A 22,252-nucleotide genomic window follows, 5' to 3' on the forward strand; every position below is an offset into this window, starting at 1 on the left:
CGCCCGGGTCTCAGATCCCGGACGATTGCCGCTTCTTGGCGCGGCTCCGCCGCAACCAGAACCGCACCCCTTCAGCGGCCGCGGCCAGCGCGAACAGCCCGCCGGCGACACCCCAGTCGAGGTAGTCCTCGCCGGACACCAGCAGACCCACGACGAAGGACAGCACCCCGAAGAACACCAGGGTCAGCGCGATCCGCATCAGAGGGTCTTCTCCGCCGTCCACGCCGCCGATGACAGGTGGTAGCCGAGCCACTCGTTGACCGCGAGCATCGGCGCGTTCCCCGCGTCGTTCCCGGTGTACGCCGTGACGAACCCGGCGTCCCGGGCCTTCCCGAGCGCCACCGCCTTCACCAGTTTCGCCAGCCCTCGCCCGCGAGCCGAGGGGATCGTCCCGGTCAGGTTCGACCAGAGCACCCGCCGCTCCGGATCCGCGGTCGTGGTCACGAACGACAGCACACTGTCGCCGTCGAGCACCGCCACGCTCAGGTCGCGGCGCAGGTCCGGGTGATTCCAGTCCGTCGCGACCCATTCGTCGTACGCCGGTGCGTGCGACAGGCCGCTCGGATCACCATCGGCGACGGCGGCCGTCGCGAGCCAGACCTGCCGCGGTTCGAGCTGTTCGTAGTCCACGACCTGTAGACCGTCGGGAACGGCCGGCGGTTCCGGCACGGCGCTCAGATCTGCCTGGGAATGGCTCATCAGGCGACCGATGGTGAAGCCACGCCTGGTGGCGAACTCCTTCGAGTCCTCGTCGTCGCGGACCACGACCAGCAGGCTCCCGGCGCCTGCCTGGGCGGCGGCCGCACAGATCGCGTCGGCCACGGCACTGCCGATCCCGCGGCGGCGCAGCTCCGGCGGGACATGCACGGTGATCCGCACCTGCGGTGCCTCGGCTTCCGGGGCGGGCAGATAGACGTTGCCGTACCCGACCACGTCCGGACCGTCGACGGCCACCAGGACGACCTTGGTCGTGCTGTTCCGCAACTCGGCCTCGACACCACGGGGCGTCTTCACCAGTTGCGGCATCGCGGCGGCCCAGACCCGGGCGATCCCGACCGCGTCCTCCGGCCGTGCCGTCCGGATCTCGAACACCATGCCTCGACAATAGTGCGGCCGGGGTCCACAGATGTCTCAGATCCGAGACAGAAAGTGGGCGGCGCTGCTGTCGGCTGCCGGTGCCGCGCGGTGCAATGGTCGGGTGGAACAGACCAATGCAGTGATCGTCGGCGTCGGGCCGCTGACCGCGGCCGACGTGGTCGCGGTGGCGCGGCACGGAGCCCGGGTGCGGATCAGCGACCGGGCACTCGAGGAGATCGCGAAGTCCCGGGCCTCGATCGAGGCCCTGGCCCACGCGGACACTCCGCACTACGGCGTCTCGACCGGCTTCGGCGCGCTCGCGACCCGGCACATCGCGCCCGAGTTGCGCGCCCAGTTGCAGCGCAGCCTGGTCCGGTCGCACGCGGCCGGCTCCGGCCCCGAGGTGGAGACCGAGGTGGTCCGGGCGCTCGCCCTGTTGCGGCTGTCCACCCTCGCGACCGGGCGCACCGGTGTGAAGGTCGAGACCGCCCAGGCGTACGCCGGTCTGCTGAACGCGCACCTGACTCCGGTGGTGCACGAGTACGGCAGCCTCGGCTGTTCCGGTGACCTCGCGCCGCTGTCCCACGTGGCGCTCGCGGTGATGGGTGAAGGCCCGGTCAGAGATGCCGAGGGCAACCTTCTCGACGCCCGCGACGCCTTGCCGGCCCACGGCCTGACTCCGGTCGTGCTGGCCGAGAAGGAAGGTCTCGCGCTGATCAACGGCACCGACGGCATGCTCGGCATGCTGGTGCTCGCGCTGGCCGATCTCGACTGGCTCTTCAAGACCGCCGACATCGCCGCCGCGATGAGCGTCGAGGGGCAGCTCGCCACCGACAGGGTGTTCGCGGCGGATCTGCAGGCCCTGCGCCCGCAGCCCGGTCAGGCGCTCGCGGCCGCCAACCTGCGGGCGATCCTCGCCGACAGCGCGATCGTCGCCAGCCATCGCGGCCCGGACTGCAACCGCGTCCAGGACGCGTACTCCCTCAGGTGCTCCCCGCAGGTGCACGGCGCCGCGCGCGACACCGCCGCTCACGCGGCCACCGTCGCGGGGTACGAGTTGGCCGCCGCGATCGACAACCCGGTCGTCCTCCCCGACGGACGGGTCGAGTCCAACGGCAACTTCCACGGCGCCCCGATCGGCTACGTGCTCGACTTCCTCGCGATCGCGGTCGCGGACCTCGCCAGCATCAGCGAACGCCGTACCGACCGTTTCCTCGACGTCGCGCGCAACCACGGGCTGAACGCCTTCCTGGCCGACGATCCCGGCGTCGACAGCGGTCACATGATCGCGCAGTACACGCAGGCCGCGATCGTGTCCGAGCTGAAGCGGCTCGCCGTACCGGCCAGCGTCGACTCGATCCCGAGCAGTGCGATGCAGGAGGACCACGTCTCGATGGGCTGGTCGGCCGCCCGCAAGCTGCGCAAGGCGATCGACGGGCTCCAGCGGGTGCTCGCGATCGAGATCCTCACGGCCGCGCGGGCGCTCGACCTGCGCGCGCCGCTGACCCCGGCGCCGGCCACCGCCGCCGTCCGGGCCGCCCTCCGGGAGTACGTCGAGGGGCCGGGCACCGACCGGCACCTCGCCCCCGAGCTCGAGCACTCCGTCCGGCTTGTTGCCGACGGCACGTATCTCCAGGCAGCCGAGGCCGTCACCGGCCCGCTCAACTAGAAAGGCTGGATCACCCATGTCCGGACCCCGTCCTGTTCGCGCGCCCCGCGGAACCACCCTGACCGCCCGCGGCTGGCAGCAGGAGGCCGCGTTGCGGATGCTGCAGAACAACCTCGACCCGGAGGTCGCCGAGCACCCCGACGAACTGGTCGTGTACGGCGGTTCCGGCAAGGCCGCCCGGGACTGGAACTCGTTCGACGCGATGGTCCGCACGCTGACCACGCTGAAGGACGACGAGACCATGCTGGTGCAGTCCGGCCGGCCGGTCGGCGTGATGCAGACCCACGAATGGGCGCCGCGCGTACTGATCGCGAACTCGAACCTGGTCGGCGACTGGGCCACCTGGGAGGAGTTCCGCAAGCTCGAGGCGATGGGCCTGACCATGTACGGCCAGATGACGGCCGGGTCGTGGATCTACATCGGCACCCAGGGCATCCTGCAGGGGACGTACGAGACGTTCGCCGCGGTCGCCGCGAAGAAGTTCGGCGGCTCGCTGGCCGGGACGATCACGCTGACCGCCGGGCTCGGCGGCATGGGCGGCGCGCAGCCGCTGGCCGTCACGATGAACGACGGTGTCGCGATCTGCATCGACGTCGACTCCTCCCGGATCGACCGCCGGATCGAGCACCGCTACCTCGACGTCCGTGCCGACTCGTTGACCCACGCCCTGAAGCTCGCCGAGGACGCCAAGAAGGCCCGCCGGCCGCTCTCGATCGGTGTCCTGGGCAACGCCGCGGTGATCGTGCCGGAGCTGCTGGAGCTGGGCGCGCCGATCGACATCGTCACCGACCAGACCTCGGCGCACGACCCGCTGATGTACCTGCCGGTGGGGATCGACTTCGACGACTGGAGCACCGCCCGCGAGAAGGACCCGGCCGGTTTCACCGAGCGCGCGCAGGCCTCGATGGCCCGGCACGTCGCCGCGATGGTCGGCTTCCAGGACGCGGGCGCCGAGGTGTTCGACTACGGCAACTCGATCCGCGACGAGGCCCGCAAGGCCGGCTACTACCGGGCCTTCGAGTTCCCCGGCTTCGTGCCGGCGTACATCCGGCCGTTGTTCTGCGAGGGGAAGGGCCCGTTCCGGTGGGCCGCGCTGTCCGGCAACCCGGCCGACATCGCGAAGACCGACCAGGCGATCCTGGACCTGTTCCCCGGGAACGAGCACCTGACGCGGTGGATCAAGATGGCCGGCGAGCGGGTCGCGTTCCAGGGGCTGCCGGCAAGGATCTGCTGGCTCGGCCAGGGCGAACGGGACAAGGCCGGCGTCCGGTTCAACGACATGGTCGCCTCCGGCGAGCTGGAGGCGCCGATCGTGATCGGCCGGGACCATCTGGACACCGGCAGCGTGGCGTCGCCGTACCGGGAGACCGAAGGCATGCTGGACGGCTCGGACGCGATCGCGGACTGGCCGTTGCTGAACGCGATGGTGAACGTGGCCAGCGGCGCGTCCTGGGTGTCGATCCACCACGGCGGCGGCGTCGGCATCGGCCGGTCCATCCATGCCGGCCAGGTATCGGTTGCCGATGGCACTGACCTGGCCCGGCAGAAGCTGGAGCGGGTGCTCACCAACGACCCGGCGATGGGTGTCATCCGGCACGTCGACGCCGGCTACGACAAGGCAGTAGAGGTCGCCGACGAACAAGGGGTCAGGATCCCGATGCGGGAGTCCTGAACTACGGAGTGTGCCGGTAGCATTCTGTACCGCTATGGTGCACTTTCCCAAGGATCGAGAAACCGTGCGATCACGTGGCATCGGTCTCGCGGTCCGCTAGGGTCGATCGGGCGACCGACGACGAGCGCGAAGGGGCGCCATGATCGAGTTCGAGGACGTCACCAAGCGGTATCCGGACGGCACCGTCGCCGTCGACACCCTGTCCCTGCGGATCCCGAGCAACCAGATCACCGTGTTCGTCGGGCCGTCCGGCTGCGGCAAGACCACGTCGCTGCGGATGATCAATCGCACCATCGAGCGGACCGGCGGGACGATCTCGATCGACGGTGAGGACATCAACGGCAAGGACGCGGTGACCTTGCGCCGCGGGATCGGGTACGTGATCCAGAACGCCGGCCTGTTCCCGCACAAGACGGTCGTCGAGAACGTCGCCACCGTGCCGAAGCTGCTCGGCTGGGACAAGCGCAAGGCGCGCAGTACGGCGATGGACCTGCTCGAGCGCGTCGGCCTGGACCTCAAGCTGGCCGAGCGGTATCCGGCCCAGCTGTCCGGTGGCCAGCAGCAACGAGTCGGCGTCGCCCGCGCGCTCGCGGCCGACCCGGCGATCATGTTGATGGACGAGCCGTTCAGCGCCGTCGACCCGATCGTCCGCCACCAGTTGCAGGAAGAGCTGCTCCGCTTGCAGCGCGACATCGGCAAGACGATCGTGTTCGTGACCCACGACATCGACGAGGCGATCAAGCTCGGCGACAACGTCGCGGTCCTGCAGGTCGGCGGCAAGCTGGCCCAGTTCGCGCCGCCGGCCGAGCTGCTCGCGAACCCGGTCAACGACTTCGTTCGCGGGTTCGTCGGCCAGGATCGCGGTTACCGGGCCCTGACGTTCGTGCACCCCGACGAGATGCCGCTCAAGCCCTTGCCGGAAGCGCTGGCGGTCGAGGACGGCGTACCGATCGGGTGGCGGAACGGGAGCGGTCCTGAACTGCTTCCGATCGGTGCCGTGTTCAAGCGAGGTGACTCGCTCCGCGCCGCCCTGGACGCCGTACTCACGTCACCGACCGGGTGTGGGATCTGCGTCGACGACGACGGGCGCGCGATCGGGGTCGTCGACCAGAACACTGTCGCCGAGGTGTTGCGGTCATGAGCTGGATCGCCGACAACATTGCGCTGATCTGGGAGCAACTGCGCGAGCACCTCTACCTGGCGATCATCCCGGTGATCCTCGGACTGATCATCTCGGTACCCCTCGGGTACGTCGCCACCCGGTACTCCTGGCTGGCGAACCCGCTGGTCGCCTTGGGTGGCGTGCTGTACTCACTGCCGTCGATCGCGTTGTTCATCGTGATCCCGGCGGTCCTCGGTACCAAGGTGCTGTCCACGGTCAACATCATCGTTGCGCTGACCATCTATACCGTCTCCCTGCTGATTCGCAACGTGATCGACGGACTCCGCTCCGTACCGGCCGAAGTGCGTCAGTCCGCGATCGCGGTCGGGTACGGCTCGATGCACCGGCTGGTCGCGGTCGACCTGCCGATCGCCGTACCGGTGATCTTCACCGGGTTGCGTGTGGTCACGGTGGCCAACATCTCGATGGTCAGCGTCGGTGCGGTGATCGGCATCGGCGGTCTGGGCGAGCTGTTCACGCTCGGCTTCCAGAAGGACTTCCTGACCCCGGTCGTGGTCGGCGTGGTGCTGTCGCTGCTGCTGGCGCTGGTCGCCGACGTGATCCTGGTCGCGCTGCAGCGACTCCTGACTCCGTGGGCGCGCGTCGCCGCTCCCGTGGGAGAGGTGGCCTGACATGTGGCAGTACCTCACCGACTCCTACAACTGGTCCGGGAACGAAGGGATCTGGGCGCGGATCGTCGAGCACGTCTGGTACACGTTTGCCGCGCTCGGGCTGGCCGCGGTGGTCGCGCTGCCGATCGGCCTCCGGATCGGCCACACCCGGCGCGGCGCGTTCCTGGCGATCAACCTCGGCAACGCCGCCCGCGCCCTGCCGAGCCTCGGCCTGCTGATGATCGCCGTCCTGCTGACCGACCAGATCGGCTTCCTGCCGGTGCTGATCGCGCTGTTCGCCCTCGGCGTACCACCGATCCTGGCCTCGACGTACGCAGGGGTGTCCGGTGTCGATCCGGCCACGATCGACGCGGCCCGGGGGATGGGGATGACCGGCCGCGAGATCCTGACCAAGGTGGAGATCCCGATCGCGCTGCCGCTGATCATCTCCGGCCTGCGCAGCGCCACCCTGCAGATCGTCTCGACCGCGACGATCGCCGCGCTGGTGTCGCTCGGCGGTCTCGGCCGCTACGTGGTCGACGGGCTGAAGCTCCGCGACTTCCCGCAGATGTTCACCGGCGCCCTGCTGGTGGCCCTGCTCGCGATCCTGCTCGACGTGCTCTTCGCGACGATCGGCCGGATCACGGTCTCGAAGGGGCTCAAGATCGGCTGAACTGTCCGACGTACCTGATGAACTTGGCAACACCCATCGGCACCAGCCGGTGGCTGACGAGACACTGGAGGCTCTCGTGTTGAGATCCACACTCATCCGTACTGCGATCGCCGGGGTGGCGGTGCTCGGCCTGGCTGGTTGTGGGGGTGGGGGCGACCAGCTCGGCAGCGACAACGCGGGGTCCTCGCCCGCGCCCTCCAAGGTGAGCAGCATCACGGTCGGGTCCGCCGACTTCTCCGAGAGCCAGCTGCTCGCGGAGATCTACGGCCAGGCGATCGCCGCCAAGGGCATCGAGGTCAAGAAGAAGCCGAACATCGGCAACCGCGAGACCTACATGGCCGCGATCAAGGACGGGTCCGTCGACCTGGTCCCGGAGTACACCGGCGCCGCGCTGGCGTACTTCGACAAGAACTCCACCGAGACCGACCCCGACAAGGCGTACGAGGCGCTCAAGGGCGCGCTGACGCCGGGCCTCGAGGTGCTGGAGATGTCGCCGGCCACCGACGAGGACACCATCGTGGTGACCAAGGCGACCGCGGACAAGTACAACCTGAAGTCGCTGGCCGACCTGAAGCCGGTCGGCCAGGAGCTGGTCGCCGGCGGTAGCTCGGAGTTCAAGGTCCGGTCGGCGGGCCTGAAGGGCCTGAAGGAGAAGTACGGCGTCGAGTTCAAGGAGTACAAGACGCTGGACGCGGGTGGTCCGCTGAGCATCAAGGCGCTGCTGGACAACCAGATCCAGGTGACGAACCTGTTCACCACCCAGGCAGTGATCAAGGACGAGGGCCTGGTCCAGCTGGACGACCCCGAGCACATCCTGCCGCCGAACAACATCGTTCCGTTGATCCGGACCGACCACAAGTCGGACGACATCGTCGCGACGCTGAACGCGGTCGACGCCAAGCTGACCACCGAGGCCCTGACCGACCTGGTCAAGCGCATCGACGTCGGCAAGGAGAGCGCTGACGCGGTCGCGAAGGACTGGCTGTCGAAGAACCCGCTGTCTTGAGTTTCGAGGACATGTGGACGGCGCTGGCCGCCATCGGACGGGACCCGGACACCGGGGGCTACCACCGAGGCGGCTGGACGCCGGCGGAACGCGAGGCGACGCACTGGTTCACCGACCAGTGCGCCGCCCGCGGGCTGCGGCTCGAGTCGGACGGCATCGGGAACCTCGTCGCGTGGTGGGGTTCGCCTGATCGTGCGGGTGTGGTGACGGGCAGTCACCTGGACTCTGTGATCGATGGAGGGGCCTTCGACGGGCCTCTCGGTGTGGTCTCCGCGCTGGCCGCCGTCGATCAGTTGCGGGCCGAGGGCTTCGAGCCGTCCGTGCCGATCGGAGTGGGGGCGTTCGTGGAGGAGGAAGGGTCGCGGTTCGGGATGCCTTGTCTGGGGTCCCGGGTGGCGGCGGGGGTGTTGCCGGCCGAGAAGGCGCTGGGGTTGCGGGACCGTTCCGGGGTCTCGCTGGCGGCCGCGCTGGAGGCGGCGGGGACGGATCCGGCGGGGCTCGGGCCGTCGCCGTTGCTCGAGCGGATGGAGACGTTCGTCGAGCTGCACGTCGAGCAGGGCCGCGGGCTGACGGCACCGGTGGGTGTCGCGAGCTCGATCTGGCCACACGGCCGGTACCGGTTCACGTTCACCGGCGAGGCCAACCACGCCGGCACGACCCTGATGGAAGACCGGCACGACCCGATGCTCACCTACGCCATGACCGCACTGACCGCCAACAAGCAGGCCCGCCTGGCGGGAGCCCGCGCGACCTTCGGCCGGCTCTCCGTCGAGCCCAACGGCACCAACGCGGTCCCGTCCCAGGTCACCGCCTGGCTCGACGCCCGCGCCGCGGACGACGCGACCCTGCAGTCGTTGCTAGCAGCAATCACCAAGCAGGCGACCGAGCGCGCCGAGCGCGATGGGACGACAGTCGAGGTCACACCAGAGTCGGTGTCGCCGATCGTCGACTTCCCGGCCGGCCTGCGCGACCGGCTGGTCGGCGTACTGAAGGGGGCGCCGATCCTCCCGACCGGCGCGGGCCACGACGCCGGGGTCTTCTCGGCGGCCGGCATCCCGACCGCGATGCTCTTCGTCCGGAACCCGACCGGCGTGTCCCACTCGCCCGAGGAGTACGCCGAGCTGGACGACTGTCTCGCCGGCGTCGACGCGCTCGCCGCCGTACTGAAGGACCTGGCCAAGTGACGTCGTACTGGTGCTCCACCGCACTCCTGCCCACCGGCATCGCGTCGGGCGTCCTGGTCACCGTCGTCGACGGCCGTTTCGCCGAGGTCTCGGTTGATGCGGAGCCGGGTGATGCCGTGCGGCTGAACGGTCTCGTCCTGCCCGGCCTGGCGAACTGTCACAGCCACGCGTTCCATCGGGCGTTGCGCGGCCGGACGCAGACCGAGCGCGGCACCTTCTGGACCTGGCGCGAGCAGATGTACGCCGTCGCCTCGGCGCTGACCCCCGAGACGTACTACAACCTCGCCCGAGCCGTGTACGGCGAGATGCTGCTCGCCGGGATCACCGCGGTCGGCGAGTTCCACTACCTGCATCATGCCCCGGGCGGCCGCGGCTACGACGACCCGAACGCGATGGGTACGGCGTTGATCTCGGCCGCTCGCGATGCCGGCATCCGGATCGCCTTGCTGGACACGTGTTACGTCGCCGGCGGGATCGACCAACCGCTGAACGAGGTCCAGCAACGCTTCAGCGACGGCGACGCCGCGGCCTGGGCGTCGCGGGTCTCGTCGTTGTCCGGCTCCGATGACGTCGTGATCGGCGCGGCGGCGCATTCGGTCCGGGGGGTGCCGCAGGATCAGCTCGGTGCGGTCGCTTCGGCGTTCCCCGACGTACCGCTGCATATCCATCTGTCCGAGCAGGTCGCCGAGAACGCGGCCTGCCTCGAGGCGTACGGCCGGACGCCGGCGCAGGTCCTCGACGAGGCCGGGTTCCTCAGCGGCCGGACGAGTGCGGTCCATGCGACCCACCTGACCGATGTCGACGTCGGGCTGCTCGGGAGCTCGGCGACGTACTCGTGTTTCTGCCCGACCACCGAGCGGGACCTGGCCGACGGGATCGGGCCGTCGCTGGGGCTGCGCAAAGCCGGGTCGCCGTTGACGCTCGGGTCGGACAGTCACGCGGTGGTCGACCTGTTCGAGGAGATGCGCGCGGTGGAGCTGGACGAACGGCTCGCCTCCCAGGAACGCGGTCACTGGTCGGCGCCGGAGTTGTTGCGTGCAGCAACGGTCGACGGGCATCGGTCGATCGGGTTCGGCGACGCCGGCGTGATCGAGGTGGGTGCGCGCGCCGATCTGATCGCGGTCCGGTTGGACAGCGTGCGTACGGCGGGGACCGGCGGGACCGTGGAAACGGCAGTGTTCGCGGCGTCGGCAGCCGATGTCGCCGATGTAGTGGTGTCCGGCCAGCACGTGGTTGCTGATGGCAAGCATGCTGATCTGGACGTGGCGGCGGAGTTGACCTCCTCGATCGCGGCGGTGACTCGATGACTTCGCTGCTGCTGACCGGGATCAGCTCGCTGGTGACCAACGATCCGGCCCGGGGTGACCTGCTCGGCGAGGTGCATGACGCGGCGCTCGTGATCGAGGGCAGCAAGATCGCGTGGGTGGGTTCCCGGCGCGACGCGCCCGCGGCGGACTCGTCGATGGATGTCGGCGGCCGGGCGGTGATCCCGGGGTTCGTGGACTCGCACTCGCATCTGGTGTTCGCCGGTGACCGGGCCGAGGAGTTCGCGGCCCGCATGACGGGGACGCCGTACTCCGCCGGCGGGATCCGGACGACGGTGGCGGCGACCCGGCAGGCCACGGACGAGCAGCTGACCGCGAACGTCGCCCGGCTGGTGACCGAGATGCGGCGGCAGGGGACGACGACGGTCGAGATCAAGTCCGGGTACGGGCTGACGGTCGGCGACGAGGCGCGGGCGCTCGAGATCGCGGGCCACTTCACCGACGAGACGACGTACCTGGGCGCGCATGTCGTCCCGGCCGAGTACGCCGACGACCCGGCCGGCTACGTGTCACTGGTGACCGGGCGGATGCTCGACGCGGCCGCGGAGCACGCCAAGTGGATCGATGTGTTCGTCGAGCGGGGCGCCTTCGACGAGGACCAGGGCCGCGCCATCCTCGAGGCCGGTCTGGCGCGCGGGCTGCAGGCCCGTGTCCACGCCAACCAACTCGGCGAAGGTCCCGGCGTCCAGTTGGCCTGTTCGGTCGGCGCGGCCGCGGCCGACCACTGCACCTATCTCAGCGACGCCGACATCGACGCCCTGGCCTCCACCGGAGTGGTCGCCGGGCTACTCCCCGCGATCGAGTTCTCCACCCGCTCGCCGTACCCCAACGCCAGACGGTTGATCGACGCCGGCGTCACCGTAGCCCTGGCCACCGACTGCAACCCAGGCTCCGGCTACTCCTCCTCGATGCCCTTCTGCATCGCCCTGGCCGTCCGCGAGATGCACATGACCCCCGCCGAGGCCCTCTGGTCCGCCACGGCCGGCGGCGCAGCCTCCCTCCGCCGCACCGACATAGGCCACCTGACCCCGGGCGCCCAGGCCAACCTCACCATCCTGAACGCCCCCACCCACCTGCACCTCTCCTACCGCCCCGCCGTCCCCCTGGTCTCCCAGACCTTCCTGAACGGCCGTCCGGTCTAGCTCAGGTCTTTGGTGAGGAGGCTGTTGGTGGTGCCGTTGGCGTGGCGTTGTTTGGCGACCTCGGTGTAGCCGCGGGAGGTGTGGAAGGTGAGGCCGGCGGGGTCGGGTGGGTCGGTGCGGACGCGGGTGACAGCTCGGTCGAAGGGTTTGGCGGCGCGTTCGATGGCGGCGTACACGGTCGAGGCGAGGCCCTCGCGGCGGTGCTCGGGGGTGATCACGATCCGTTCGATGAAGAGGAAGCGGTCGGCGTAGGTGTGGCTGAACCAGCCGTACTCGAGACCGTCGTACGCCGACCCGGGGGTGAAGGTCAGCACGAAGCCGGCCGGGCGGCCGTCCAGGTCGACCACGGCGGCGTGGGCGGCGATCAGGCGGAGCCAGTCAAGGCGGTCCGGGCCGAGTGGTTCGACCAGACCCTCCGCGGTGGCGTTGAGCGCAAGTACCGCGGCGAGGTCAGCGGCGGTCATAGGGCGGAGTCTCACGGTGACACCCTCCCACGGAAAACCTTTTCTGCGGCAGGGGTCAGTTCGGGTGCTCCCTGGCCCGGCCCTGACCGGGACCCGGAAATCCGGGGGTGGCCTTGGGAATGACCTGACCCGTGTGCCATGTTGAGTCCAGTGAACTCAAGTTTGCCGAGCTCATCGCGGGCCGGGATTTGAAACCGCAGCGGTCGACCGGCAAGATTGAGTCTGCATCACTCAACTTTCGTGGAGGTAAACACATGGCCCGCGCGGTCGGTATCGATCTCGGTACGACGAATTCCGTCATCGCCGTACTGGAAGGTGGCGAGCCCACCGTCATCCCCAACGCCGAGGGAGCGCGCACGACGCCCTCGGTGGTGGCCTTCGCCAAGAACGGCGAGGTCCTGGTCGGCGAGGTGGCGAAGCGCCAGGCCACCACGAACGTCGACCGCACCATCCGCTCGGTCAAGCGCCACATGGGCGAGGCCTGGAGCGTGGACATCGACGGCAAGAAGTTCACCCCGCAGCAGATCAGCGCGTTCGTGCTGCAGAAGCTGAAGCGGGACGCCGAGGCGTACCTCGGGGAGCAGGTCACCGACGCGGTCATCACCGTCCCGGCCTACTTCTCCGACGCGCAGCGCCAGGCGACCAAGGAGGCCGGCGAGATCGCGGGCCTGAAGGTGCACCGGATCGTCAACGAGCCGACCGCGGCCGCGCTCGCCTACGGCCTGGACAAGGGCACCGAGCAGACCATCCTGGTCTTCGACCTCGGTGGCGGCACGTTCGACGTGTCCCTGCTGGAGATCGGCGACGGCGTCTTCGAGGTGAAGGCGACCAGTGGTGACAACCACCTCGGTGGTGACGACTGGGACAACCGGATCGTCCAGTGGCTGGTGACCCAGTTCAAGAACAAGAACGGCACCGACCTGTCCGGCGACAAGATGGCCATGCAGCGCCTCACCGAGGCCGCCGAGAAGGCCAAGATCGAGCTGTCCGCCGCGGCCGAGACCACGATCCACCTGCCGTACCTGAGCCTGACCGAGTCCGGCCCGCTGCACCTGGAGGAGAAGCTCTCCCGGGCCGAGTTCCAGAAGATGACCAACGACCTGCTGGAGCGCGCCCGCGCCCCGTTCAAGGCCGTCATCAAGGACGCCGGCATCGACGTGGCGAAGATCGACCACGTGATCCTGGTCGGCGGCTCCACCCGGATGCCCGCGGTGGCCGAGCTGGTCAAGGAGCTGACCGGTGGCAAGGACCCGAACAAGGGCGTGAACCCGGACGAGGTCGTCGCGGTCGGCGCCTCCCTGCAGGCCGGTGTGCTGAAGGGTGAGGTCAAGGACGTCCTGCTGCTCGACGTGACCCCGCTGAGCCTGGGCATCGAGACCAAGGGCGGCGTGTTCACCAAGATCATCGAGCGCAACACCACGATCCCGACCAAGGGCTCGGAGATCTTCACCACGGCCGAGGACAACCAGCCGTCGGTGATGATCCAGGTCTACCAGGGCGAGCGCGAGATGGCCCGCGACAACAAGTCGCTCGGCAACTTCGAGCTGACCGGCCTGCCGCCGGCGCCGCGGAACGTGCCGCAGATCGAGGTCACCTTCGACATCGACGCGAACGGCATCGTGCACGTGAACGCCAAGGACCTGGCCACCGGCAAGGAGCAGCGGATGACGGTCACGGGTGGCTCCGCGCTGCCGAAGACCGACATCGACCAGATGGTCCGCGACGCCGAGCAGTACGCCGAGGAGGACCGCAAGCGCCGCGAGGCCGTCGAGTCCCGCAACCAGGCGGAGAGCCTGGTCTACCAGACCGAGAAGTTCCTGCAGGAGAACGAGGACAAGATCCCCGACGACGTCAAGACCGAGGTCAAGGACGGCGTCGCCGAGCTGAAGAAGGCGCTCGAGGGTGACGACGCCGACGTGATCAAGACCGCGTCGGAGAAGCTCGCCCAGTCCAGCCAGAAGATGGGTGCCGCGATGTACGCGAACGCCCAGGCCGCCGGCGGGTCCGAGGACAGCAGCGCCTCGTCCGACGAGAGCAGCTCGAGCAACGACGACGACGTCGTCGACGCCGAGATCGTGGACGAGGACCGGCCGCAGGACAAGACGGAGGACAAGTGACGGATCGACCGACTGGCAGCGAGTTCGGCGACGGTGAGCCCGTCGTCCGGGACAAGCGCCGGCTCGACCCGGACACCGGTGCGCTGCGGGAGCCTTCCGAGGCTCCCGCGGCCGGCCCGGGCCCGGGGATGCCGGGTGCCCCGGGCGCACAGCCGCCGCGCGACCCGTCAGATCTGATCGGCCCGTCCGCCCAGGAGGCACTGTTGACCGAGGCGCTCGCCGAGCGTACGGCGGACCTGCAGCGACTGCAGGCCGAGTACGTCAACTACAAGCGCCGGGTGGACCGGGACCGGGAGGCTTCGCGGGAGCTCGTGATCGGCTCGGTGCTGACCGAGCTGCTCGGGATCCTCGACGACGTCGGCCGGGCCCGGGAGGCGGGTGAGCTCGAGGGCGCGTTCAAGGCGGTCGCGGAATCGCTGGAGCGGGTCACCGAGAAGCTCGGCCTGGTGAAGTTCGGCGAGAAGGGCGACTCCTTCGACCCGCGGATCCACGAGGCCCTGCTGCACAACTACTCCGACGAGGTGGACGGCCCGACCGCGACCATGGTCATGCAGCCGGGGTACCGCCTCGGCGAGCGGGTCCTGCGGGCGGCCCGGGTGGCCGTCTCGGAGCCGACCGAGCAACTACCGGCCGAAGTACCGGTGGAGAGCACAGATGACGACAAGGCCGCGGACCAGTCCGCGGAGTAACGGACTCGACGGGAGGGGAGGCGTCGGATGAGCACGAAGGACTGGCTCGAGAAGGACTTCTACAAGGTTCTCGGCGTCTCCAAGACCGCCGAGGCCGACGAGATCAAGAAGTCCTACCGCAAGCTGGCGCGCAAGTACCACCCCGACTCCAACGCCGGTGACGCGTCTGCGGAGGCCAAGTTCAAGGAGGTCTCCGAGGCGTACGACGTCGTCGGCGACCCGAAGAAGCGCAAGGAGTACGACGAGGCGCGCCGGCTGTTCGGCAGCGGCGGATTCCGGATGCCGACCGGTGGTGGACAAGGTGGCTTCGACTTCAATGTCGGCGACCTGTTCAACCGCGGCGGTTCCGGCTCCGGTGCCGGCGGCGGCCTGGGCGACATCCTGGGCGGCATGTTCGGCGGTGGTGGCCGCACCACGACCACCTCGTCGACAGCCCGGCCGCGACGCGGCGCCGACATCGAGACCGAGGCGTCGATCGAGTTCGCCGAGGCCGTGAACGGTGTCACCGTGGCGCTACGGATGACCAGCGACGAGCCGTGCAAGACCTGCCGGGGCACCGGCGCGAAGTACGGCACGGTGCCGAAGGTCTGCCTGAAGTGCGAGGGCACGGGCATGCAAACCTCGGTCCAGGGCGGCGTGTTCGCCATGACCGAGCCGTGCACCGAGTGCAAGGGGCGCGGCCTGGTCGTCGACCAGCCGTGCGAGACCTGCCACGGCTCCGGCCGCGGGCAGTCGAGCAAGACCATGCAGGTCCGCATCCCCGCGGGCGTGCAGGACGGTCAGCGGATCCGGCTGAAGGGCAAGGGTGCGGCCGGCGAGCGAGGTGGCCCCTCGGGCGACCTCTACGTCACCGTGCATGTCCACTCCCACCGGATCTTCGGCCGGCAGGGCGAGCACCTGACGCTGAACGTCCCGGTGAGTTTCACCGAGGCCGCGCTCGGCGCCGAGATCAAGGTGCCGACCCTGGACGGCATGCCCGTCACGGTCCGGATCCCCGCTGGTACGGCGAACGGCAGCAAGCTGCGCGTCCGTGGCAAGGGCTCGGTCCGGCGGGACGGTTCGAAGGGCGACCTGCTGCTCACCATCGAGGTGCAGGTCCCGCACGAGCTGACCGAGGAGCAGCGGGCCAAGCTGCAGGAGTTCAGCACGGCCTCGGACCAGCCTGACCTGCGGGCCGGGTTGTTCGGGAGTTCCTGATGGGCGTCCCGTTCAGCCAGGTGCCGACCTGGGACGACCGCACCCCGATCTACGTGATCTCGGTGGCGGCCCAGCTGGCCGGCATGCACCCGCAGACCCTGCGCCAGTACGACCGGCTCGGCTTGGTGACGCCGAGCCGGGCGTCCGGCCGGGGGCGGCGGTACTCGGCGTACGACGTGGCGAAGCTTCGCTACGTGCAACATTTGTCACAAGAAGAGGGCATCAACCTCGCGGGAATCCGGCACATCCTCGCGCTACAGTCGGAGGTGGAGGACCTGCGCAAGCGGGTCAACCAGCTCCTCGCAGAAGTCCAGCGCGGTGTCGGTGTCTCCCGGCAGAACACCGGGAGCCGGGTCTTCTCGGCCGGTCCGGCCGGCGACGTGATCGCCATGGGCCGGCAGCAGACCACCACCCGCTGGATCCGGACCCAGCCTCTGGAGCTGGGCCCCCGCTGACCGGCACCCGGTCCGGCCGGCCGTTTCGCACGGCCCCCGGACCGGGTACTGAGCACCTGCCCTCCAGCACAGACTGCCGGAGGTTTCCGAACCCCACCCCTCGGAACCTCCGGCCTCGTGGAGGTCGTCGTCCCCCCGACGCCTCCACCGTCGAAGGCGCGCTGTCCCCCCGGCGCCCTTCGGCCCCCGCAGGGTGGTCCTTTCCGGGACCGCCCTGCGGCTCGTCCTGCGAAGCTGTTGTGTCCGGCGCGTGACCGCCTACGCTGGCGAGGTGACCCTCAGTCTGCAGACAGACCGGTTGATCATCCGGGACTGGGAAGAAGACGACGCCGAGGCCGCGCTGGAGATCTACGGCTCGGCCGATGTGGCGCCCTGGCTGTCGCCGGCGGTCGACCAGGTCCCCGACGTGATCAGCATGCGCCTCCTCCTGCAGTCCTGGATCGAGGCCCAGCCGAACTTCGTCGCCCCCGCGGGCCGCTGGGCCGTCACCCGCCGCGACGACGGTGAGCTGGTCGGCGCGCTGACGATCCGCCTGCTCCCGCCGTACGAGGAGGACCTGGAGATCGGCTGGCAGTTGCGGCCGAGCGCCTGGGGCCACGGGTACGCGACCGAGGCCAGCCGGGAGCTGATGCGCTGGGCGTTCAAGGAGGGCACGGTCGACGAGATGTTCGCCGTCGCCCGCCCGAACAACAAGCGCGCGATCGCCACGGCCCGCCGGCTCGGCATGCAGTGGGTCGGCGAGACCGACAAGTACTACGACCTGAACCTGCAGGTCTACCGGATCCGGGCCTCCGAGTTCAGCACCTCGACCGGCTAGGCCTCGGAGGGGCATCCCTCACAACCCGCCGGCGATGAAGGCCAGCGTGAGCTGCTCGAATCGTCGGCGGGTCGCGTCGGGGACATCGCGCAACGGTCCTTGCCCGGCCAGCACGGCGAGCCCATGCACCGTGGACCAGATCGGGTATTCGATGCCGTCTCGGCGACCCGGCTCGAGCACCCCGGCGACGACCAGCTCATCGAGGACGGCGCGCAACTGACCGAGCGGCGACCGGTCCTGCCCGCTCCCGTCGACGGTGGCGGCGTACGCATGCTGCTCCGGTACGGCGAACGCCGTCGCGAACCACCCCGGTTCCTCGCGCGCGAACTCCAGGTACGCCGTGCCGATCGCGCCCAGCCGGCGACCCGCGGCCCCGGCGTCCCCGTGTTTCCCGCGCACCCGATCGACGCCGGCCGCCATCCGGTCCGCCAACTCACGCATCGCGGCCGCACACACGGCGGCGAGCAACTCGTCGCGATCCGCGAAATGCCGGTAGGCGGCATTGGGTACGACGCCCACCAGCCGCGTCGCCTCGCGCAGCAGAACGGCTTCCGGGCCACCGGTCCGCGCCAGCTCCAGTCCCGCGGCGACCAGACCGTCGCGGACCGCACCCCGCGCCCGCCGCCGTGTCGCCTCCGGTGTCATGGGCAGCAGACTAACAAGTGGACACTGTCCACTAAACCGTCCTAATGTGGACAGTGTCCACTAAACGAGGAGGGGCAATGGATGAGACTCATGCCGCGGTGCGGACGCTGGTGACCGCCGACGAGTGGTTCGCCGGCGGCCAACGGATCCCGTACGACCCGGATTCCGCGCAGGTGTCGGCGAACGGTGCGATCCGGGTCTTCGAACGTGTTGCCGCCGTACAGGAAGTCGTCGACGCCACCTGGCTGACGATGCTGCCCGGCTTCCCGGACGGCTCGTACGGATGGGCACAGGTCGACCGGCTGCTCGGCGACGACCTGGGTCCACGGCTGTACGTCGAGCCGCTCGGGCAGGGCGATTCCGACAAGCCGCCGAACTACCGGTACTCCACGATGGAGCGCGCCGACCTGGTCGAGGCGTTGTGGCGGCACCACGAAGTACGCCGTACCGTCGTCGTCACCTTCGACTACACGTCGCTGGTGTTGCTCGAACTCCTCCGCCGCACGGTGGAGCGGGCGGCCGGCCCGGACATCGTCGCTGTGTTCATGATGAACGGCGGCCTGTTCGCCGACGCTCACAGCCACCCGTGGCAGGGCACACCGTTGCTGCGGACACCGATCGGCGCGTTGGCGGCGCGCCAGGCGCAGACCTCGCAGAAGCGGTTCGACGCGGCGATGCTGGGGGCGCGGTTGTACGCCCGGAACTACCGCCCGAGCGCGGAGCAGCTCGTCGAGATGCGGTCGGCGATCATCCGCCGGGACGGGGCGGCGTTCCTCCATGACGGCGCGGGGTTCGTGAAGGAACACCGCCGCAACGCGCAACGCTGGGACCTCGCCGCGGTCGCCCGCGACCTGCCCGGCCTCGCCGTCTATATCGGCGGCAGCGAGGAAGACGCGTACGAGCATCGCCAGCTCGACGCGACCAGGGCCCGCGTGCCCGGAGCCGACGTACTGACCTTTCCCGGCGGCCATCTGACCACGAGCGAGCACCCGGACCTGCTCGCCGCCGCCATCCGCGACATCGCCGCCCGTCATGGCGTCGGACCTTCGAAGGAGCACTGATGACCAAGCTGATCCCCTTGCTCGAACGCAATGCGGAGTTCGCACGGACCTACGAACCGCTGGCGCTCGGGCTGCCCGCCGTACCCGTGCTGGTGGTCACCTGCCTCGACCACCGCGTCGATCCGGCGATCGTCCTCGGCCTCGACCTCGCCGATGCTCCCGTGATCCGCAACACCGGCGGTCGGGTCACGCCGGCCGTCATCGACGACGTCGCGTACCTGTCGTTCCTCGCCGACCAGATGCGCGGCGGTCCCGACACGCTCTTCGAGGTCGCGGTCATCCATCACACGCAGTGCGGGACCGGACTGTTGGCCGACCCGGGGTTCCGCCACCGGGTCGCCGAGGCGACCGGCCTCGCGGACGCGGCGCTGGAGGCCTCCGCCGTCGCCGACCCGCACGTCACCGTCAAGGCCGACGTCGAGCGCCTCCTGACCTCGCCGTTGCTGTCACCCAAAGTGAGCGTCTCTGGACACGTGTACGACGTCGCCACCGGACGCGTCACCACGACGGTCGCTCCCCGCTACCCGCAACCCTGAAATGTCCCCGGGATTCGGCAGAGTTGAGTGGAATGGACTCAAGTTTGGCTAGGTTATACCTGGTGACTGTTGTTACGTGAGCTTGAAAGGCTGGAACTAGATGGACGTTCAGCGGTTGACGACGCTGGCCCGGGAAACCCTGTCGGTCGCGATCCGTCAGACGTCCGCGGCGGGCAACCCGACCGTGGAACCCGTTCACCTGCTGTCCGCGCTGTTCGCGCAGCCCGAGGGGACGACCATCGGTCTCCTCGAGGCCGCCGGCGGCGACGTCGACGCCGTACGCCGCAAGACCGCCGAGCAGCTGAGCCGGCTGCCGAAGGCGAGTGGTGGCAGCGTGCAGGCGCCGAGCCTGTCGCCGAAGACCGGCGACGTGCTGAACCAGGCCGAGCAGCGGGCGTTGGGGCTCGGGGACGAGTACGTCTCCACCGAGCACCTGCTGATCGCGCTCGCCACCGTCGAGGGCGCCGCCAAGACCGCGCTCGGTGTCACGCCGGACGCGCTGCTGAAGGCGTTCGACGAGATGCGTGGCAACCGCCGGATCACCTCCCCGGAGTCCGAGGGCACCACCAAGACGCTGGAGAAGTACGGCGTCGACCTGACCGAGCGGGCCAAGGACGGCAAGCTCGACCCGGTGATCGGCCGTGACTCCGAGATCCGTCGCGTGGTCCAGGTGCTGTCCCGCCGGACCAAGAACAACCCGGTCCTGATCGGTGAGCCCGGCGTCGGCAAGACCGCCGTCGTGGAAGGGCTGGCCCAGCGGATCGTCGCCGGTGACGTGCCCGAGTCGCTGCGTGGCCGCCGGCTGATCAGCCTCGACCTCGGCGCGATGGTCGCGGGGGCGAAGTACCGCGGTGAGTTCGAGGAGCGGCTGAAGGCCGTGCTGACCGAGATCAAGGAGTCCGACGGTCAGATCATCACCTTCATCGACGAGCTGCACACCGTCGTCGGCGCCGGCGCGTCCGGTGAGGGCGCGATGGACGCCGGCAACATGCTGAAGCCGATGCTGGCCCGTGGTGAGCTCCGGATGATCGGCGCCACCACCCTCGACGAGTACCGGACCCGGATCGAGAAGGACCCGGCGCTGGAGCGCCGTTTCCAGCAGGTGTTCGTCGGCGAGCCCTCGGTCGAGGACTCGATCGCGATCCTGCGCGGTCTGAAGGAGCGGTACGAGGCGCACCACAAGGTCGCCATCTCCGACTCGGCCCTGGTCGCCGCGGCCACCCTGTCACACCGGTACATCACCGGCCGGCAGCTGCCCGACAAGGCGATCGACCTGGTCGACGAGGCCGCGTCCCGGCTGCGGATGGAGATCGACTCGTCCCCGGTCGAGATCGACTCGCTGCGCCGTACCGTCGACCGGCTGAAGATGGAGGAGCTCGCGCTCGCCCGTGAGGAGGACGCCTCCAGCCAGGAGCGGCTCGAGCGGCTGCGCGCCGACCTCGCCGACCGCGAGGAGGAGCTGCGCGCGCTGGAGTCGCGGTGGGAGAAGGAGAAGTCCGGCCTGAACCGGGTCGGTGAGATCAAGGAGCGGATCGACGAGCTGCGCGGCCGGGCCGAGCGGGCCCAGCGCGACGGCGACTTCGAGACCGCGTCCCGGATCCTGTACGGCGAGATCCCGCAGCTGACCAAGGAGCTGGAGGAGGCGTCCGCCGAGCCCGAGGTGACCGACGGCCCGGACGCGATGGTCAACGAGGAGGTCGGCCCGACCGAGATCGCCGAGGTGATCGCGATGTGGACCGGCATCCCGACCGGGCGGCTGCTCGAGGGCGAGACCGGCAAGCTGCTCCGGATGGAGGACGAGCTGGGTCGCCGGCTGATCGGCCAGCGCGAGGCGGTCAAGGCCGTGAGCGACGCCGTACGCCGTGCGCGGGCGGGCATCTCCGACCCGGACCGGCCGACCGGTTCGTTCCTGTTCCTCGGTCCGACCGGTGTGGGTAAGACCGAGCTGGCGAAGGCGCTCGCGGACTTCCTGTTCGACGACGAGCGCGCGATGGTCCGCATCGACATGTCGGAGTACGGCGAGAAGCACAGCGTCGCGCGGCTCGTCGGTGCCCCGCCCGGCTACGTCGGCTACGAGGAGGGTGGCCAGCTGACCGAGGCTGTCCGGCGGCGTCCGTACTCGGTGATCCTGCTCGACGAGGTGGAGAAGGCGCACCCCGAGGTCTTCGACATCCTGCTGCAGGTGCTGGACGACGGTCGCCTGACCGACGGCCAGGGCCGTACGGTCGACTTCCGCAACGTCATCCTGATCCTGACCAGCAACCTGGGGTCGGCGTACCTGGCCGACATGGCGCTGGACGACAAGGCCAAGCGCGACCAGGTGATGGCCGTGGTGCGGCAGTCGTTCAAGCCGGAGTTCATCAACCGGCTCGACGAGATCGTGCTGTTCGACGCGCTCGGCAGCGAGGAGCTGACCCAGATCGTCGCCCTCCAGATCCAGGCCCTGCAGCGCCGCCTGACGGACCGCCGGATCACGCTGGACGTCGACGAGGGCGCGATGGAGTGGCTCGCCATGACCGGCTACGACCCGGTCTACGGCGCCCGCCCGCTGCGCCGCCTGGTCCAGTCCGCGATCGGCGACGAGCTGGCCCGAGGCATCCTCGACGGCACCGTCCGCGACGGCGAAACCGTCCAGGTGACCCTCAACGAGGCCAAGGACGCGCTCGAGGTGGCTCCCGCCTAGAACGCCCCGACCAGCCGGGCCCGGTTCTCCCACCGGGGCCGGCTTTCTTTTCCGGCCGTTGCGACCG

At 69.6% G+C, this 22,252-nt stretch carries 21 protein-coding genes; 17 read left to right on the top strand and 4 right to left on the bottom strand.

Annotation, left to right across the window (positions count from 1 at the left end):
• Positions 1 to 10 precede the first annotated feature (10 nt).
• Positions 11 to 199: a hypothetical protein gene (locus tag ACZ6O0_RS30370; RefSeq protein WP_465768432.1), complete on the bottom strand. Its 189-nt coding sequence runs from the start codon at positions 197 to 199 to the stop codon at positions 11 to 13.
• A complete protein-coding gene (locus ACZ6O0_RS30375; RefSeq protein ID WP_465768433.1) occupies positions 199 to 1,095 on the bottom strand; it encodes a GNAT family N-acetyltransferase in 897 nt (298 codons plus the stop codon). Before ACZ6O0_RS30375 ends, ACZ6O0_RS30370 begins: the two co-directional genes overlap by 1 nt.
• Positions 1,096 to 1,198: 103 nt before the next feature.
• Here ACZ6O0_RS30375 and hutH point away from each other — a divergent pair, with 103 nt between their 5' ends.
• The 9 genes from hutH (at position 1,199) to hutI (ending at position 11,521) form a co-directional block, all read left to right on the top strand.
• Positions 1,199 to 2,746 (top strand): histidine ammonia-lyase, encoded by a 1,548-nt coding sequence (hutH, locus tag ACZ6O0_RS30380; protein ID WP_465768434.1) that lies wholly within the window; start codon positions 1,199 to 1,201, stop codon positions 2,744 to 2,746.
• Positions 2,747 to 2,762: 16 nt separating this feature from the next.
• A complete protein-coding gene (hutU, locus tag ACZ6O0_RS30385; RefSeq protein ID WP_465768435.1) occupies positions 2,763 to 4,418 on the top strand; it encodes a urocanate hydratase in 1,656 nt (551 codons plus the stop codon).
• Positions 4,419 to 4,557: 139 nt separating this feature from the next.
• Complete coding sequence (locus ACZ6O0_RS30390) at positions 4,558 to 5,559, top strand: ABC transporter ATP-binding protein (RefSeq protein ID WP_465768436.1); 1,002 nt, start codon at positions 4,558 to 4,560, stop codon at positions 5,557 to 5,559.
• Entirely contained in the window at positions 5,556 to 6,212 is a 657-nt protein-coding gene (locus ACZ6O0_RS30395; protein WP_465768437.1) for an ABC transporter permease, read from the top strand. Before ACZ6O0_RS30390 ends, ACZ6O0_RS30395 begins: the two co-directional genes overlap by 4 nt.
• Before the next feature lies 1 nt (position 6,213).
• Complete coding sequence (locus ACZ6O0_RS30400; protein ID WP_465768438.1) at positions 6,214 to 6,864, top strand: ABC transporter permease; 651 nt, start codon at positions 6,214 to 6,216, stop codon at positions 6,862 to 6,864.
• 76 nt (positions 6,865 to 6,940) lie between these two features.
• Positions 6,941 to 7,870: an ABC transporter substrate-binding protein gene (locus ACZ6O0_RS30405; RefSeq protein WP_465768439.1), complete on the top strand. Its 930-nt coding sequence runs from the start codon at positions 6,941 to 6,943 to the stop codon at positions 7,868 to 7,870.
• A gap of 11 nt (positions 7,871 to 7,881) precedes the next feature.
• The gene (locus ACZ6O0_RS30410; protein ID WP_465768808.1) at positions 7,882 to 9,054 is read left to right on the top strand and encodes an allantoate amidohydrolase; all 1,173 of its coding nucleotides are present in this window, start codon (positions 7,882 to 7,884) and stop codon (positions 9,052 to 9,054) included.
• Positions 9,051 to 10,361 carry a formimidoylglutamate deiminase gene (locus ACZ6O0_RS30415; protein WP_465768440.1) on the top strand — a complete coding sequence of 437 codons (1,311 nt, stop codon included), beginning with the start codon at positions 9,051 to 9,053 and terminating at the stop codon, positions 10,359 to 10,361. The genes ACZ6O0_RS30410 and ACZ6O0_RS30415 overlap by 4 nt, the downstream gene beginning before the upstream one ends.
• The gene (hutI, locus tag ACZ6O0_RS30420) at positions 10,358 to 11,521 is read left to right on the top strand and encodes an imidazolonepropionase (protein WP_465768441.1); all 1,164 of its coding nucleotides are present in this window, start codon (positions 10,358 to 10,360) and stop codon (positions 11,519 to 11,521) included. The genes ACZ6O0_RS30415 and hutI overlap by 4 nt, the downstream gene beginning before the upstream one ends.
• On the opposite strand, the gene ACZ6O0_RS30425 is transcribed toward hutI, so the two are convergent.
• Entirely contained in the window at positions 11,518 to 11,985 is a 468-nt protein-coding gene (locus ACZ6O0_RS30425) for a GNAT family N-acetyltransferase (RefSeq protein WP_465768442.1), read from the bottom strand. The two genes, hutI and ACZ6O0_RS30425, sit on opposite strands and share 4 nt — an antisense overlap.
• A gap of 254 nt (positions 11,986 to 12,239) precedes the next feature.
• Between ACZ6O0_RS30425 and dnaK the strand changes: the two genes are divergently transcribed.
• From dnaK to ACZ6O0_RS30450, 5 genes are all read left to right on the top strand, one after another.
• Positions 12,240 to 14,102: a molecular chaperone DnaK gene (gene dnaK, locus ACZ6O0_RS30430; protein WP_465768443.1), complete on the top strand. Its 1,863-nt coding sequence runs from the start codon at positions 12,240 to 12,242 to the stop codon at positions 14,100 to 14,102.
• Positions 14,099 to 14,791, top strand: a complete 693-nt coding sequence (gene grpE / locus ACZ6O0_RS30435; RefSeq protein ID WP_465768444.1) for a nucleotide exchange factor GrpE — start codon at positions 14,099 to 14,101, stop codon at positions 14,789 to 14,791. The genes dnaK and grpE overlap by 4 nt, the downstream gene beginning before the upstream one ends.
• Before the next feature lie 27 nt (positions 14,792 to 14,818).
• Positions 14,819 to 15,988, top strand: coding sequence for a molecular chaperone DnaJ (gene dnaJ / locus ACZ6O0_RS30440; RefSeq protein ID WP_465768445.1), 1,170 nt, complete (start codon positions 14,819 to 14,821; stop codon positions 15,986 to 15,988).
• Complete coding sequence (locus ACZ6O0_RS30445; protein WP_465768446.1) at positions 15,988 to 16,443, top strand: heat shock protein transcriptional repressor HspR; 456 nt, start codon at positions 15,988 to 15,990, stop codon at positions 16,441 to 16,443. Before dnaJ ends, ACZ6O0_RS30445 begins: the two co-directional genes overlap by 1 nt.
• A gap of 271 nt (positions 16,444 to 16,714) precedes the next feature.
• A complete protein-coding gene (locus ACZ6O0_RS30450) occupies positions 16,715 to 17,260 on the top strand; it encodes a GNAT family N-acetyltransferase (RefSeq protein ID WP_465768447.1) in 546 nt (181 codons plus the stop codon).
• 18 nt (positions 17,261 to 17,278) lie between these two features.
• Here the strand turns inward: ACZ6O0_RS30450 and ACZ6O0_RS30455 are convergent, their stop codons facing one another.
• Positions 17,279 to 17,905, bottom strand: a complete 627-nt coding sequence (locus tag ACZ6O0_RS30455) for a TetR/AcrR family transcriptional regulator (protein WP_465768448.1) — start codon at positions 17,903 to 17,905, stop codon at positions 17,279 to 17,281.
• Positions 17,906 to 17,982: 77 nt separating this feature from the next.
• On the opposite strand from ACZ6O0_RS30455, the gene ACZ6O0_RS30460 reads away from it, so the two are divergent.
• The 3 genes from ACZ6O0_RS30460 to clpB all read left to right on the top strand — a co-directional run bounded on the left by ACZ6O0_RS30460 (position 17,983) and on the right by clpB (position 22,185).
• The gene (locus ACZ6O0_RS30460; RefSeq protein ID WP_465768449.1) at positions 17,983 to 18,966 is read left to right on the top strand and encodes an alpha/beta fold hydrolase; all 984 of its coding nucleotides are present in this window, start codon (positions 17,983 to 17,985) and stop codon (positions 18,964 to 18,966) included.
• Positions 18,966 to 19,502 carry a carbonic anhydrase gene (locus ACZ6O0_RS30465; RefSeq protein WP_465768450.1) on the top strand — a complete coding sequence of 179 codons (537 nt, stop codon included), beginning with the start codon at positions 18,966 to 18,968 and terminating at the stop codon, positions 19,500 to 19,502. The genes ACZ6O0_RS30460 and ACZ6O0_RS30465 overlap by 1 nt, the downstream gene beginning before the upstream one ends.
• A 100-nt stretch (positions 19,503 to 19,602) precedes the next feature.
• Positions 19,603 to 22,185 (top strand): ATP-dependent chaperone ClpB, encoded by a 2,583-nt coding sequence (gene clpB, locus ACZ6O0_RS30470; RefSeq protein WP_465768451.1) that lies wholly within the window; start codon positions 19,603 to 19,605, stop codon positions 22,183 to 22,185.
• The last annotated feature ends 67 nt before the right edge of the window (positions 22,186 to 22,252 follow it).

The sequence above is a fragment of the Kribbella sp. NPDC048837 genome (assembly GCF_055586945.1).

What these genes read in the sequence shown, in the direction of transcription:
- ACZ6O0_RS30370 (WP_465768432.1), bottom strand. Translation starts at nt 199, where the DNA reads ATGCGGATCGCGCTGACCCTGGTGTTCTTCGGGGTGCTGTCCTTCGTC.
- ACZ6O0_RS30375 (WP_465768433.1), bottom strand. Translation starts at nt 1,095, where the DNA reads ATGGTGTTCGAGATCCGGACGGCACGGCCGGAGGACGCGGTCGGGATC.
- hutU (WP_465768435.1), top strand. Translation starts at nt 2,763, where the DNA reads ATGTCCGGACCCCGTCCTGTTCGCGCGCCCCGCGGAACCACCCTGACC.
- ACZ6O0_RS30390 (WP_465768436.1), top strand. Translation starts at nt 4,558, where the DNA reads ATGATCGAGTTCGAGGACGTCACCAAGCGGTATCCGGACGGCACCGTC.
- ACZ6O0_RS30395 (WP_465768437.1), top strand. Translation starts at nt 5,556, where the DNA reads ATGAGCTGGATCGCCGACAACATTGCGCTGATCTGGGAGCAACTGCGC.
- ACZ6O0_RS30400 (WP_465768438.1), top strand. Translation starts at nt 6,214, where the DNA reads ATGTGGCAGTACCTCACCGACTCCTACAACTGGTCCGGGAACGAAGGG.
- ACZ6O0_RS30410 (WP_465768808.1), top strand. Translation starts at nt 7,882, where the DNA reads ATGTGGACGGCGCTGGCCGCCATCGGACGGGACCCGGACACCGGGGGC.
- hutI (WP_465768441.1), top strand. Translation starts at nt 10,358, where the DNA reads ATGACTTCGCTGCTGCTGACCGGGATCAGCTCGCTGGTGACCAACGAT.
- ACZ6O0_RS30425 (WP_465768442.1), bottom strand. Translation starts at nt 11,985, where the DNA reads ATGACCGCCGCTGACCTCGCCGCGGTACTTGCGCTCAACGCCACCGCG.
- dnaK (WP_465768443.1), top strand. Translation starts at nt 12,240, where the DNA reads ATGGCCCGCGCGGTCGGTATCGATCTCGGTACGACGAATTCCGTCATC.
- dnaJ (WP_465768445.1), top strand. Translation starts at nt 14,819, where the DNA reads ATGAGCACGAAGGACTGGCTCGAGAAGGACTTCTACAAGGTTCTCGGC.
- ACZ6O0_RS30445 (WP_465768446.1), top strand. Translation starts at nt 15,988, where the DNA reads ATGGGCGTCCCGTTCAGCCAGGTGCCGACCTGGGACGACCGCACCCCG.
- ACZ6O0_RS30455 (WP_465768448.1), bottom strand. Translation starts at nt 17,905, where the DNA reads ATGACACCGGAGGCGACACGGCGGCGGGCGCGGGGTGCGGTCCGCGAC.
- ACZ6O0_RS30460 (WP_465768449.1), top strand. Translation starts at nt 17,983, where the DNA reads ATGGATGAGACTCATGCCGCGGTGCGGACGCTGGTGACCGCCGACGAG.
- ACZ6O0_RS30465 (WP_465768450.1), top strand. Translation starts at nt 18,966, where the DNA reads ATGACCAAGCTGATCCCCTTGCTCGAACGCAATGCGGAGTTCGCACGG.
- clpB (WP_465768451.1), top strand. Translation starts at nt 19,603, where the DNA reads ATGGACGTTCAGCGGTTGACGACGCTGGCCCGGGAAACCCTGTCGGTC.